The sequence below is a fragment of the Undibacterium sp. TJN25 genome (genome assembly GCF_049339885.1).
In the GTDB taxonomy this organism is placed as follows: Bacteria; Pseudomonadota; Gammaproteobacteria; order Burkholderiales; family Burkholderiaceae_D; genus Undibacterium.
Map to the genome: position 1 here is coordinate 569,070 of NZ_JBMPPM010000001.1, position 13,761 is coordinate 582,830.

The following is a 13,761-nucleotide window of genomic DNA, read 5'->3' on the forward strand; positions in this document are numbered from 1 at the left end:
ATTACGCAGATTTCAGCATTGCCCCTGCAATGCGATCCCTCAATTCATATGCAGACAGCGCGCGGGCAAATCCGGCCTCGGCCGGTACGCAGGCTTACTGCTCCATCTGCTGCAGTATGTCCCTCACCAGATCCAGCGAGAAGTCGATGTCCAGCGTTTCTATACCCCCGAAGCCCAGTATCAGGCCCTGCTGGACCGGGCTGAAATGATAGAAGCCGCCCAGTGGATAGAGGCCGACGCCAACGCGCCTGGCGAGCTTGATCAGCATGTCAATATCAACCTCCTTCCTGCATAGCGCTGCGAGGTGGAAACCCGCTACCGACGGCACTATCTCAAACCATTCGGCAAGATCGCCCTGAAAGCGCGCAAGGATTTTTTCGCGACGCCTGGAATAGATGCCGTGGCACTGCCGTACATGCTTTTGCAGGTAGCCGTCATCAATGAATTTGGCAACCGCATATTGCAGCATGCTGGCTGTGTGCCAGTCGGTCAGGTGCTTTGCCACGGCGATCGCATTCAAGATGCCCGCCGGCGCGACCACATAGCCCAACCGCAGTTCCGGCAGCATGATCTTGGAGAAGGTGCCGACATACGCGACGATGCCATGTTCGTCCATGCCCTGCAGTGAATCAGCAGGGCGGCCTTCGTAGCGGAACTCGCTGTCGTAATCGTCTTCGATGATGATGGCGCCAATCTCCCTGGCCTTGTCCAGCAAGGCCTGCCGGCGCGGCATGCTCATCGGCATGCCCAGTGGGAACTGGTGCGAAGGCGTGACATAGATCAGCCGGGCATCAGCCGGAATGCGTTCCACGATGATCCCCTCGCTATCAACAGGCACGCCGCACAAGCTCGCACCCTGGGTGGCAAACAGCAGGCGCGCTGGCGGGTATCCCGGATCTTCCACGGCCACCACGCTGCCTGGCTCGACCAGGACTCTGGCAATCAGGTCCAGCGCCTGCTGGGCGCCATTGGTCACGACAATATCGGAAGCCGTACATTTAACGCCGCGCGAAAAACCTATGTGGTGGGATATGGCATCGCGCAGCATGCCCGCACCTTCCGCCTGCTGATACAGGCCACGCACGTCGATATCCTGCCGCAACGCGAACAGCACACAGCGGCGCCATTCATCCACAGGGAACTGGCTCTTGGTAGAACCTCCTCCTATGTATTCATAACGCGACGCGCCGGCAGGCGCAGGATGGCGCAACGGTGTGGAAATATCGTTCCAGCGCCTGACAACGGCGGCGCCCGCAAGCTCGCGCCGCGCCGCATTCTGCAGCCGCGGCGCGGCCTGCACGTTGACAAAGGTGCCAACGCCGACCTGGCCCGTCAGCAACTGCTCATCCGTCAATTTTGCATACACCGTCGATACGGTCTTGCGCGATATCCCCAGCTGCTCTGCCAACAGGCGCGATGGAGGAATCTGCGTCCCTGCCGCCAGCCGCCCGGATTGAATCGCATCCCTCATCTGCTGGTACAACTGGCCGGCCAGATCCTTGCCGCCCTCGATGACGATGTGCATTTCCATAATTGTCCTGAATTGTCCTGTCTTGTACTACGCGCCTAAAAAGCAGTGGTCTCTTGGACTCCTCATTTTCCTCTGGATTGGTCTCCCAACGGAACAAGCGGCGCCTATATCATTTATTCACGGTTGCGCAATTACTGAAACAGTAGCGGTAGCCGGAAGGCAATACTGCCCAAAGCAATATTTTAATTTATCTATCCTGGAGAATTTCATGAACCAACGTACCGACTTCTATAAAGCATCCCCCGACGCACTGAAGGCCATGATTGCGCTGGAAGGCGCCGTCAATAAGCTCGGCCTGGAACCTGTGTTGCTGGACCTGATCAAACTGCGCGCTTCGCAAATCAATGGCTGTGCATTCTGCGTGGACCTGCACAGCACCGACCTGCGCAAAGCCGGTGAAAGCGAACGCAGAGTATATGCCGTTGCCGTCTGGCGTGAAGCCCCGTTCTTTACAGAACGTGAACGCGCTGCGCTGGCATGGACAGAAACCATTACACTGGTTTCTGAAACCCGCGCGCCGGACGCCGACTATGAAGCGCTGCGCGCCCAGTTCAGCGAAGCCGAACAGGTCAACCTGACAGTTGCCATCGCCACCATCAATAGCTGGAACCGCCTGGCAATTGGTTTCCGCAAATCACCCACCAAGTGAGGCCGCGATGATGCTGAGACAACTGACTGCAAGCCTGCTCGCAGGTGCTGCACTGCTGGCGCCAATGGCATTTGCCCATGATACCGGTACCGGCCAGGAAAAGGTCATTCCGCTGACGAAACAGGCTCTTCCCGATATACCGGGGAAAAACGTCATCATGGCAACCGTTAACTACGAACCAGGACAGGCATCCGATCCGCACATACATCCGGGTTCTGTTTTCGCGTACGTACTGGAAGGTGAAGTGATATCCCAGCTGGAGGGACAAGCCCCGGTGACCTACAAGCAAGGCGACTATTGGTACGAAACGCCGAAAATCGGGCATATCGTCTCCAGGAACGCCAGCGCAACCAAGCCGGCCAAACTTCTGGTATGGCTGCTGGTAGGCGATGGCGAGCAACTGAAGCTGCCGCTGAGCAAGTAAAACCCGGACTATCTGCATCGAAAGCCGCTCTGATTGCGGCTTTTTTATTGCCCTCTGTCCGGCGTTGCCGGCGAGCGCACCGCACTACAAAATGAGGAGGAAATGAATGGATACCAAGAAGTTCAAGCACGACCATGGCGACATCCTGGCGCACATCCATGCGCTCAGGATGCTGGTCAAACTCGGCATTGCAGGGAATGCGACGGCCATCGCCAGGATGATTGTCACCATCAGTTCGTCGATCAAGCTGCATCTGGCTGTGGAAGACAGGGTCGTCTATCCTGCCTTTGCAGCGTCAAAAGACCCGGCACTGGCAGAAAAAGGCGCCCGATTCCAGGCGGAAATGGGCGAGCTCTCCGCACGTTACATGAACTTTGCGGGCAGGTGGAATACGCCGCTGAAAATTGCCGGTGCACCCGAGGAATTTCGGGAAGAAGCCAATACAACGTTCAAAGCACTGTTTGAAAGAACGCAAAGGGAGAATGAAGAACTCTACCCTGCATTGGCAAGCCTGTGATGCCAGCCCTTGCCAACGCTGGCGCGGTGAACTGCAATAAGGGTGTGGCGCTACTGACGGGCTGCCGCTTTCCATAACGGCTTGTAAAACATCGCACCGGCCGATACCGCCGCAGTGGCCAGGAAAGACGTAGCGACAATGGCTGCCAGCACCGGCATGCCGGCGCCGAACTTGGCCACCGCCAGCCATCCTATGCCGGCAGCTATGAGCATGCGCGCCGTAGCGCCCAGTAGCGGCCAGATGCCCTGCCCTGCTCCCTGCGCAGCAAACCCCAGCACCAGGCCCAGGCCGAATACGCCATAAAACGGCGCGACGATATGCAGGTAGGTCTCTGCCACCGGCAGCACCAGCGGATCGCGAGTGAACATGTGCAGCCACAAGCCGGGAAACAGCGCCACCACCAGCCCGATGACCTCGGTCAGTGCAGCGCCGGTGAAACCGCCTATCCAGGCTACACGCTTGGCACGAGCGACGTCACCGGCGCCGACATTGACGCCCACCATCGTCAGCACGGCTGTCGCCAGGCCGAACAACAGCGGGATCATGACGTAATCCAGCCGCGCCGCCGTACCATAACCGGCGATGGCATTGATGCCGAAAAGGCCCACCGCTCCGGTTACCGCAATTACGGTGAAATTGGTCATCACCGTGCCGATGGCCGAGGGAATGCCTACCTTGAGGATGTCCTTGAAATAGGAAGAATGCAGGCTGCCGAACTTAAGGATCAGCCCTGCGCGTCCCGACATCATGTAGCGCAACAGCAACAGCGCGGCAATGGTGTAGTAGGTCGTGAATGCAATGCCGGCGCCCGCGATGCCCAGGCGAGGAATCGGCCCAAACCCGAAGATCAGCGCCGGCGATGTAGGAATCAGGATGACTGCACCCGCCAAGGTGACGATGGCAGGCACCCTGACGTTGCCGGAACCGCGCAGCGCAGATGCAATAAGGTTGACGATCCATGCGGGAATCGCGCCGGAAAACAGCCATGCGGAATAATGCACGGCCGCTTCCAGCGCTTCATTTTCACCACCCATTGCGTGGTACAGCGAAGGTCCCAGCAGCAATGCGCCGGCAGTAAACGCCAGCCCGAATATGACGGCCAGCGCCAGCGCATGGAATACCAGCGCATCGGCATCATGCTTGCGGCCGGCGCCTATCGCGCGCGACACCGCAGAACCTACGCCGCTGCCGATGCCGCCATTGGACATCGTCGTCATCAGCATAAAAACAGGAAACACCAGCGCCACGCCGGCCAGCGGAGCAGAACCCAGATGCCCGACGTAGGCGGCTTCTGCGACATTGACCGCAGTCTGCGCAATCAATACCGACATGGTGGGAATGGCAAGCTTCAGCAGCGTAGGAAAAATCGGTCCATTCAGCATGGCGGCCCGCGCCGCCATCTTGTGCCTGTCCGCGGCAGATTCAGGCGCCAATATGGTGGCGTCCGTGTGAATCATCACAAGCGGCTCATCTGTGCCAGCGGATTCAACGGATTCGGCAAGATTCACCGTTGCACCGGCAACAGCCGCGCTGGCGAAGTTGGAACTGGAATTCATGTCATACCTTGCAATAGACGGATGAACGAGCTTGCGCGCTCCATCCTCTGGGAACTATGGTTCATAGCTGAAGTGTTGCCGGGCCGGCGTGACAGAGCTTTTCCAAAGATGGCGCCCTTAATATGACCGGTCATCTTAGTATCCGCCAAACGGGGCGCCACCGTCAAGCCTCGTGCAAGTTGCTGTAGTCGCCAGCAACCGCCGGACACAATAAGAACAGCAAGAACAAGCCCGAGAAACAGTATGCAAGCCGCCGCAAAATTTGACTTTGCAGGCTCCTCACACCCAACCTGAATATTTCTTGACCTGCACTGCAGGCGGTCCTATTATCCGCTGATGAAAAAGCCAAACGTCCATGATTTAATTTTTGAATCAGGCATGAAGTCCTTCCACAAAAAAGGATTCAATGCGTGCTCGGTGCAAGACATCACCGAAGTTGCCGGGGTTCCCAAGGGTTCTTTCTACAACCACTTCCCCAGCAAGGAAGTGCTGGCGGCCGAGATTGTCGACCGTTACCGCGACAATAGCGAAACAGGCAAAATACTTGCCGACCAAAGCCGCCCACCGACGCAGAGGCTGCGCGACTATTTTTCCACTATTAACCAGCGTTTTTCCAAAGGCAGGTTTGTGCGCGGTTGCCTGCTGGGCAATTTCGGTGTTGAACTGGCGGACCAGAGCGAGATGATCCGCGAACATACCGTCGCAGCATTTGAACGCTGGACCGCGGACGTGGCAGCCGTCGTGGAAGAGGCGCAGGCAGCGGGTGAAATGTCGCAGGAATTCAGCGCTATCGAACTGGCCGCTTTTTTGCTGAACTCCTGGGAAGGCGCAGTAATGCGCGCAAAGATCGACAAGACAGCCGATTCGCTCGATACCTTCATGAGGCTGGCGTTCCGCCAGTGTGCAGCAACGGAGCCAAGCAATCCCCCCACGTCCACCAGATCCGCCAAGCGCATTCCCGCCGCATCCAAAAAAACTGTCTAAGCTCCGCTACTGTCTCCGCGGACTCCCGCACTCATCACAGGCGCTGTCATCCTTCCTGCCTCCAGCACGCAAAATGGAAATCGGTTAAGGTAAAGAAGAAGTACGGGCGACATACCACCCATTACCGCGCAGCACGGATACGGGCACGCGTGTCCATCCAACTAAGGCCTGCCGCTTGTTTTTCTTTTTCATCTAGCGACGTGGGCTTTCATCTTTCACGAAACCATTCTATTGGAGAAATATATGGCGAACGCATCTGCAGCAAACCCGAAAACCTTCAAGATAGGCGGCGACTTAGAAGTGAACCGCCTTGGCTATGGTGCAATGCGTATCACCGGCCAAGGTATCTGGGGCGAACCTTCCGACCGCGCGGAGTCAATCCGCACATTGAAACGCCTGCCGGAACTGGGCGTAAATTTCATCGACACCGCAGATTCCTACGGCCCGAATATTTCCGAAGAACTGATCCGCGAAGCACTGGCACCTTACGGTAGCAACATGGTCGTTGCCACCAAGGCTGGCCTGGCCCGTACCGGACCCGATCAGTGGACGCCGCTGGGCCGTGCCGAATACCTGATCCAGCAGGCGCATGCCAGTTGCCATCGCCTCGGCGTCAAGCAAATAGCACTGTGGCAGCTGCACCGCATTGATCCCAAAACGCCGCGCGAAGAACAGTTCGGCGCGGTGAAGCAATTGCTGGGCGCCGGCCTTATCCGCCACGCGGGTCTGAGCGAGGTGTCAGTGGAAGAGATCAAGGCCGCATCCAAATACTTTAAAGTGGCCACGGTGCAGAACCGGTATAACCTGGTAGATCGCAGCAGTGAAGACGTGCTCAACTATTGCACTGAACATGGCATAGGCTTTATCCCCTGGTTCCCGCTGGCCGCCGGCGACCTGACGCAACCGGGATCCTTGTTCGACACCATTGCCAAACAGCATAAAGCCACGCCGGGACAGATAGCGCTGGCATGGCTGCTGAAGCGCAGCCCGGTGGTGTTGCCGATACCCGGCACTTCCAAGGTATCGCATCTGGAAGAAAATATGGCTGCAGCCGACATTGTGCTATCCGATGAGGAGTTTCAGGCGCTGGACAAAGAAGGTAAATCCCGGGCCTGAGCTCCCTCCCCAGAAGAGCGTAGGGAAGGGTCTGTGCCACGCGCGCCGGTTCGCCGCCGACTTTTACGGCAAACCGGCGCGCCGCCTGTCTCAGTTACTCGCAATTAGTTGTCTTCACAGGCCCAAGCAGAAAAATCCTCACCGCCGTGACTGATCAGCAAATCGCCTTCGGGCAGCTCGTTATGGCTACAACATAAACAGTAGCCGCCACAGATCACTACAAGCAATGAAGAAGTAGTCAGCACGGCGAATCACATCTGCCTCCGGCAGTCTCAGCTTGCTGGCTGCACCGTAATGGAATCAACGCGATCCGGATAAAAGGCAACGTAATCCTTGATTACCGACACCGCATCGTAGGGCTCCTCATAGGTCCATACGGCATTCACGGAGCGTTCACCGCCCGCAGGAATGCTGTAGTAAGAACAATTTCCTTTATACGGACAATAAGTCGCATGCGCCGTCCTCTCCAGCAAGGACATATCCACATCCTTGCGAGGAATGTAATGTACCGCGGGATACGATGCCTCCTGCAAGCTCAGCGCCGCGCGGGTATCGGCGATTACACGGCCTCCCAGGGACACGGTAATCCGTGCGGGGTTTGGAGTAATCGTAATCGGATGATCAGGTCCGGGGATTTTGACTGATTTCGCGTCCATCATGGAACTCCTTCTTGGTGATTAACAGAGTATCGCCCTGCAATATGATTTGCCGCCTTGCTGACAGTGTCAGCGTCCTGGGAAGAATAGCAGCAACAATTTAAATAATACGCATGTACATATTAATTCGATTGAGATTTTGAAGTCAAGTTTGTCTGTGAATCGCTTAAGGAAATCTTGGAGAGTTAAAATAAAGAAAGAGCTTGCGCCATCATCGCTCATCTTCGCTAAACTATCATGAAAATCGATTAAGTATTCAGGCTCTTCCTTGACAATCCAATATGGATGATCATATTATGGGGCTATGGCTAAACCATCCCACAGAGAAAAGATACTTACCGAAGGACTGCGTGTTGTGCATCAACACGGCTTCGGCGGCGCCAGCGTGCGCGACATTGTGCAGGCAGCCGGCGTGCCGCAAGGTTCTTTCACCAATCATTTCGGCTCCAAGGAATCCTTTGGACTGGAAATCATTGACCTCTATTTCTCTAACAGCCAGCAGGTAATGAGCGAAACTTTGCTCAACGATGCGCTGCCTCCACTACAGAGGCTCAGCGACTACATGGACAGGAACAGAGCTCACCTGAGCCGGGACAATATGCGCAACGGCTGTCTATACGGCAATTTCACCGCGGAAGCAAGCGACCACAGCGAACCTATCCGCAAGCGGCTGATAGAGATTTTTGCCGAGGTCCGAAGCGCGCTGACTTACTGCCTGCAAGCGGCGGTGAAGGCCGGTGAGCTTCCGACCGATTTCGATTGCGAAGAAATTGCAGGTTTCATCTTGTCGTCCTTGCAGGGAGCAAATTTGATGGCCAAAGGGCATCGCGATGCCGAGCCGGTGGACCGTTTCAAGCGCGTATTGTTTTCGCAGATATTCCACCGTCCCTCTTTCAAATAATCTGCCTCATCCTGCTCGTAAAAAAGCCGCCGGCTGTGCAAGCGGCGGCTTCTGACTTATCCAGCAAGCCATTATTTTTTGCTCAGGCCCTCGCTCAATTTTCCATTATCAGCGCTAAAGCCGAATTTAAAACTGAGAATCAGCCCCAGGCCAATCAAGCTCAGTATTCCGCCCAGGAGCATATTGGCCGGTATGCCCAGCGTATTCACAGCAATGCCCCCCGTGAACGAACCTATCGCGATTGACAGCTGTACCATGCTGACGAATAGAGCAGAGCCCGCTTCGGGAAAGTCCGGCGATGACAGCTGCATCCAGATGCTGAGACACAAGGGAATGGCGCCGTAAGCAAAACCCCACACCAACACCAGAGCCACCACGCCGGCCTGCGATGCATGCACCAGCGGCAGTGCAAACAGGCACACCATCATGATCAGCGCCATCGCAAACAGCGAAGCCTGCAAACGGCGCGCCGCGATGGCCGACATGAGGAAATTGGAAACGAAGCCTACCAGTCCGAAGCCCAATAATACCGAGGAGACGGTAGTCAGGCTAAAGGTACCGCCCTGCACCATGAACGGCGCAATATACGTATAGCCGGCCAGATGCGCTGCAAACAGCAGCCCCACCATCAGCAGGCTCTTGCGCGGATTGGCGCGGCGTAGCAAGGCTGCAAAATCACTGGTCCGGACGGCAGCGCCGGATGGCAGCGAAGGCAGCAACAGTGTTTGCGCCAGCAGCGCAATGGCCACCAGCACGCCAGTTACCATGAAGGAAGCGCGCCATGAAAACAGGTTGCTGATGAATGTTCCCAGCGGTACGCCGATAACGGTTGCAAAAGTGATGCCGGCGAAGATCATCGCGGTTGCCCTGGCGGCATGTTGCTGTTGCACCAGCCGGCCGGATGCGGCGAGGGCAACCGTCCAGAAACCTCCCAGGCAGGTGCCCAGCAAAGCCCGGCCCAGCAGCATGACTCCGAAACTGGGCGCAAAGGCAGAAACCAGGTTGGATGCCAGCAGCAGCACCGACAGAATCAGCAGGATAAGGCGGCGGTTGATGCGCCCGGCAGCCAGCAGCATTGCCGGTGCGGAAATGGCGGAAATAAGGCCGGGCGTGGTGACCATCAGCCCTGCCGTCCCCACGGACACCCCGAGGTCATGGGCGATCTGCGGCAGCAGGCCTACCGGCAGAAATTCCGTGGTGACAAAGGCGAAAGCCCCTGTTGCTACTGACGCTACCGACATCCAGCCGCGCCCAGAAGTTGCGGCACTATCGACCTTATCGGCAGATCCGGCAAGCCCGGCCCGGCCACTGAAGCCGCTATCGGCGTCCATTGTTGCCTGACTATTTTCCATTTAACGCTCCATTTTCAAAATTACGACCGCACCAAAAGATGTACGGTCGTATTCTGGGCAGGAGCAAGTTTCGGGTCAAGCAAAAATGCCCGACATTTATGTCCGATAAGTTAGGAATAAGAGACTATATATCATGAATAAAATCCCTGGTATAAATGGATCTATCGCTGCGCAACCGGCTTCATCCGGGTGCTTTTTCCCGCTAAAGCCGCTGTGCCTAGCTAGAGAACAGCATCCTTGGGAAACACGTGTTCCACCAAAAAATCGACGAACACCCTTACCTTCGGCGACAGGTAGCGGCTGGACGGCCACACTGCACGAAACCAGCCCTTATGCTCAATATGCTCTTCCAGCACGCTGAGCAGCGATCCGTCTGCCAGTTGCTGGCGCACAAAAAAATCCGGTACGCAGACGATGCCCATCCCCTGCTCTGCCAGGTGGATCAGCGGCTCCATTGTGCTGGCAACCATCGTTGTCGGCAGCTCTACATCGTTGCCCTCCGCGTCCGGTATCAGTGGCCAGCGCTCCAGCTTGCCGGTATTGGGAAATTTATGGTGCAGGCATGCATGGTTCTTCAGGTCCGCCGGCACTGCAGGAATGCCTGCGCGGGCAAAGTAGTCACGCGAACCTATCAGTCGCAGCGAAAACGTACCGAGGATATGCGCAATCAGGCGCGAGTCGCTGACTTCGCCGGTACGCACGACAACATCAAAGCCGTCGTCGATCACATTCACCATGCGGTCGGTAAAATCCAGGTCGAGTTCAATATCGGGATACGCCGCCATGAAGCGGCCCATCACCGGCATCAGCAGCATGCCGACCAGTGGCAGGCTGACGCGCAGACGGCCGCTAGGGGCGCGTTTGATCTGCGCCAGCTCCATCTCCGCCACTTCGATTTCGGAAAATATGCGGCGGCAACTTTCCAGGAATACCGTCCCTTCGTGCGTCAAGGTAATGCTGCGCGTGCTACGGTGGAACAGGCGCACGCCAAGCCGCTCTTCCAGCCGGGCAATGGCCTTGCCTACAGCAGACGACGACACGCCCAGCTGACGCCCTGCTTCCGTGAAGCTGCGTGTCTCTGCCGCGCGGACAAATACATTCAAAGCGCCCAAATTATCCATTATTGCTCCTGCTCTTGCTCACCGGCCATAGCGGACACTGGTGTCCCATATGTTTGGAAATGTAGCACGTTTATCCCAAACCGGAGTGGCCGTATATTGACTGCACTGAGTGACTGCACTAAGTGACTGCACTGAGCACAACCCGCTGTCGCCCACCGGCTTTGACAGGGCCGGAATTACCGGGGCAGCACTCGCCATTAACAGGAAATTTCCATGAAACCGCAAACGTCTTCCCTCATCACCAGCAACGTACCGCTGTACTGGCTTGCCCTAGGCGCTTTTGCCGTTGGCACAGAAAGCTTCATGATTGCCGGCCTGCTGCCGGGCATGGCGGCAGACCTTTCCGTCAGCGTGGCTACGGCGGGCCAGCTGGTGACCGTATTCGCGTTTGCCTATGCGCTGAGTTCCCCGGTGCTAACGGCGCTGACAGGCAATTTCAACCGCCGTACTTTACTGATAGGGGCAATGGCGGCATTTGCGCTGGCTAATGTCGTCGCCTGGGCAGCACAAGGCTACTGGTCGCTGATGGGTGCGCGCATCCTGCTGGCATTTGCGGCAGGATTATACGTGCCGGGCGCCAATGCACTGGCCAGCGCCGTAGTAGCACCTGAGCGGCGCGGCACCGCGATTGCCATCGTCAACGGCGGACTATCGGTATCGATTGCTTTCGGCGTGCCGCTGGGCGCACTGATCGGCGACCGGCTGGGATGGCGTATTACTTTCGCCGGCGTGGCGCTGCTGGCCGTCATTGCGACCATCGGCCTGATAGCGGGACTGCCCCGCAGCATAGGCACAGGCTTGTCAACAGCGACGCTGAAGGAACGCATCCGCACTGCCGGTCAGCCCGTGATTTTGCTGACACTGCTGGTGACGACGCTATGGGCCATGGGCAGCTACACCATCTACACTTACCTGGCCTTGTTTATTTCCAAAGCCACGCAGCTGCATGGCGCGCAGATCGGCTTCATCTTGTTCAGCTGGGGCGTGGCCGCAGCAATTGGCCTTCGCATCAGCGGCCGGGCTGTGGACAAGCACGGCCCGCGCGCCGTCATCCTCCCCAGCTTCGGCGTATTGGTTGCGGCCTTTGTCACGCTGTCCGCCAGCGCGCATTTGCTGCCGCAATCCATTGCCATCGTGCCTGTCGTTATCGCGGTGGTCGCCTGGGGTATTGCGCACTGGGCGTTTTACCCCGGCCAGCAAGCCGGCCTGGTCGGCATTGCCGGGGTCAAGGCCGCCCCTGTGGTGCTGTCCCTGAATGCCTCTTTCATGTACCTGGGCTTCTCACTGGGCGCAGGCCTGGGCTCGGTGACGCTGACCTATGGCGCGGTTGCCGACCTGGGATTTGCCGGCGCATTATGTGAAATAGCTGCCTTGCTGCTGAGTCTTGCCGTGGGCAAGCGTATCGCCTCCCGAAACCAGCTGGCCGCTGCCTGAACCCTCAGTCATGGGCTGTATAGCCCCATCGAGCCCCCTCCTTCTAAGGCGCATTGGCGCCTTTTTTTTCGTCCGTTGAGACAGTTTTTCCAGACTCGTCCGACTATTCATTTGGCGCATAAATTTATGACAAAATTCACTTGACAGCAAAATGGTAATCGCCAACAATATGTACGTCCGTATTTTTATAAATAATATCATTACTTTTGTCTGCAGGATCGCCTATGAACACCAGCAATGCCAAGAATACTGAAATGACTGCAGACGTAAAAAACCGTTCGACGGAAGCGCTCCCGCCTGCCCTCGCACTCGCTCCGCAACTGCATGAAATGCAGAAATCATCCACCTGCACTATCCTGCTGAATCGCTTCCTGCGCGTACGCGAGCATACTGAAACACTGGCCGCGCCATTGAGCGCCGAAGATATGGTTGTGCAATCGATGCCCGACGCCAGCCCTGCAAAATGGCATCTGGCGCACACCAGCTGGTTCTTCGAGACTTTTCTGCTGGCTGCGCACGTGCCGGACTACCAGGCTTACCACCCGTCGTTTGGCTACCTGTTCAATTCGTATTACGAAGCCGTAGGCCCGCGCCAGGCCAGAGCCGGCAGGGGCATGATGACGCGCCCTGCATTGCAAGACATCCTGGACTACCGCCGCCACGTAACGCAGCACATGCACGTGCTGCTGCAATCTCATTTGCCCGCCGCGACTGCGGCATTGGTGGAACTGGGAATTGCGCATGAAGAGCAGCACCAGGAACTGATGCTGATGGATATTTTGCACCTGTTCAGCCTGTCCCCTGTCAAGCCTGTCTATGACGCGAACCGGCCGTCGCTGCCAGCGGGACGCCGGGGACGCTATCTGCCGTTCCCTGGCGCCGTGGCGGATATTGGCGCCACTCCGGCAGGATTTTTCTTCGACAACGAAGGCCCGCGCCATACTAGTTTGCTCCACCCCTTCGAAATCAGCGATCGCCTGGTGACGAACGGTGAATGGTTGGAATTCATCGCCGACGGCGGTTATACCCGCCATGAACTGTGGCTTTCCGATGGCTGGGCGCTGGCGCAGGCTGAATCCTGGCAAGCCCCCCTGTACTGGCTGCAGGAAGCCGATGGCTGGAGCCAGATGAGCCTGCGCGGCAAGGAGCCGCTGGTACATGATGCGCCGGTAATCCATGTCAGCTACTACGAAGCTGCTGCGTTTGCCGCATGGTCGGGCGCACGCCTGCCGACCGAGGCGGAATGGGAGCATGCTGCGGGCACAGGGTTGCTGCAGCAGCTGCAGGATACGGCTTGGCAATGGACGCAGAGCGCCTATAACGCTTACCCGGGATTCAAGCCCGCAGCGAGCGCTGTCGGTGAATACAATGGTAAATTCATGGTCAACCAGATGGTGCTGCGCGGAGGCGCCAGCGTGACGCCGGCTGGCCATGTGCGGCCGACCTACCGCAACTTTTACCGACCCGGCCAACGTTGGATGTTTTCCGGAGTGCGGCTGGCGCGCGACCTGGCGCAAGCC

12 protein-coding genes and 1 pseudogene are annotated in these 13,761 nt (G+C 57.3%); 8 read left to right on the top strand and 5 right to left on the bottom strand.

Features of this window, described 5'->3' with window-relative positions; genetic code table 11:
- Positions 1–94: 94 nt before the first annotated feature.
- On the bottom strand, positions 95–1,531 hold the full coding sequence (locus tag ACO0LO_RS02550; protein WP_422962615.1) for a PLP-dependent aminotransferase family protein: 1,437 nt from the start codon (positions 1,529–1,531) through the stop codon (positions 95–97).
- A gap of 208 nt (positions 1,532–1,739) precedes the next feature.
- Here ACO0LO_RS02550 and ACO0LO_RS02555 point away from each other — a divergent pair, with 208 nt between their 5' ends.
- The 3 genes from ACO0LO_RS02555 (at position 1,740) to ACO0LO_RS02565 (ending at position 3,121) form a co-directional block, all read left to right on the top strand.
- On the top strand, positions 1,740–2,180 hold the full coding sequence (locus ACO0LO_RS02555; protein WP_422962616.1) for a carboxymuconolactone decarboxylase family protein: 441 nt from the start codon (positions 1,740–1,742) through the stop codon (positions 2,178–2,180).
- Between the two features lie 7 nt (positions 2,181–2,187).
- Positions 2,188–2,604: a cupin domain-containing protein gene (locus ACO0LO_RS02560; RefSeq protein WP_422962617.1), complete on the top strand. Its 417-nt coding sequence runs from the start codon at positions 2,188–2,190 to the stop codon at positions 2,602–2,604.
- A gap of 106 nt (positions 2,605–2,710) precedes the next feature.
- Positions 2,711–3,121: a hemerythrin domain-containing protein gene (locus ACO0LO_RS02565; protein ID WP_422962618.1), complete on the top strand. Its 411-nt coding sequence runs from the start codon at positions 2,711–2,713 to the stop codon at positions 3,119–3,121.
- A 50-nt stretch (positions 3,122–3,171) separates the two neighbouring features.
- Here the strand turns inward: ACO0LO_RS02565 and ACO0LO_RS02570 are convergent, their stop codons facing one another.
- The gene (locus ACO0LO_RS02570; RefSeq protein WP_422962619.1) at positions 3,172–4,677 is read right to left on the bottom strand and encodes an MATE family efflux transporter; all 1,506 of its coding nucleotides are present in this window, start codon (positions 4,675–4,677) and stop codon (positions 3,172–3,174) included.
- Positions 4,678–5,013: 336 nt separating this feature from the next.
- Between ACO0LO_RS02570 and ACO0LO_RS02575 the strand changes: the two genes are divergently transcribed.
- Positions 5,014–5,661 carry a TetR family transcriptional regulator C-terminal domain-containing protein gene (locus ACO0LO_RS02575; RefSeq protein ID WP_422962620.1) on the top strand — a complete coding sequence of 216 codons (648 nt, stop codon included), beginning with the start codon at positions 5,014–5,016 and terminating at the stop codon, positions 5,659–5,661.
- A 243-nt stretch (positions 5,662–5,904) separates the two neighbouring features.
- Positions 5,905–6,777 (top strand): aldo/keto reductase, encoded by an 873-nt coding sequence (locus tag ACO0LO_RS02580; RefSeq protein ID WP_422962621.1) that lies wholly within the window; start codon positions 5,905–5,907, stop codon positions 6,775–6,777.
- Positions 6,778–7,049: 272 nt separating this feature from the next.
- Here the strand turns inward: ACO0LO_RS02580 and ACO0LO_RS02585 are convergent, their stop codons facing one another.
- Positions 7,050–7,433, bottom strand: a complete 384-nt coding sequence (locus tag ACO0LO_RS02585) for a DUF427 domain-containing protein (protein ID WP_422962820.1) — start codon at positions 7,431–7,433, stop codon at positions 7,050–7,052.
- A gap of 304 nt (positions 7,434–7,737) precedes the next feature.
- Here ACO0LO_RS02585 and ACO0LO_RS02590 point away from each other — a divergent pair, with 304 nt between their 5' ends.
- Positions 7,738–8,334 carry a TetR family transcriptional regulator C-terminal domain-containing protein gene (locus tag ACO0LO_RS02590; RefSeq protein ID WP_422962622.1) on the top strand — a complete coding sequence of 199 codons (597 nt, stop codon included), beginning with the start codon at positions 7,738–7,740 and terminating at the stop codon, positions 8,332–8,334.
- A 71-nt stretch (positions 8,335–8,405) separates the two neighbouring features.
- On the opposite strand, the gene ACO0LO_RS02595 is transcribed toward ACO0LO_RS02590, so the two are convergent.
- Both ACO0LO_RS02595 and ACO0LO_RS02600 read right to left on the bottom strand, forming a co-directional pair.
- On the bottom strand, positions 8,406–9,686 hold the full coding sequence (locus tag ACO0LO_RS02595) for an MFS transporter (RefSeq protein WP_422962623.1): 1,281 nt from the start codon (positions 9,684–9,686) through the stop codon (positions 8,406–8,408).
- 221 nt (positions 9,687–9,907) lie between these two features.
- Positions 9,908–10,807 carry a LysR family transcriptional regulator gene (locus ACO0LO_RS02600; RefSeq protein WP_422962624.1) on the bottom strand — a complete coding sequence of 300 codons (900 nt, stop codon included), beginning with the start codon at positions 10,805–10,807 and terminating at the stop codon, positions 9,908–9,910.
- Positions 10,808–11,020: 213 nt separating this feature from the next.
- Between ACO0LO_RS02600 and ACO0LO_RS02605 the strand changes: the two genes are divergently transcribed.
- On the top strand, positions 11,021–12,241 hold the full coding sequence (locus tag ACO0LO_RS02605; RefSeq protein WP_422962625.1) for an MFS transporter: 1,221 nt from the start codon (positions 11,021–11,023) through the stop codon (positions 12,239–12,241).
- 329 nt (positions 12,242–12,570) lie between these two features.
- A pseudogene (gene egtB / locus ACO0LO_RS02610) lies at positions 12,571–13,752 on the top strand (ergothioneine biosynthesis protein EgtB); the annotation flags it as partial.
- Positions 13,753–13,761 lie beyond the last annotated feature (9 nt).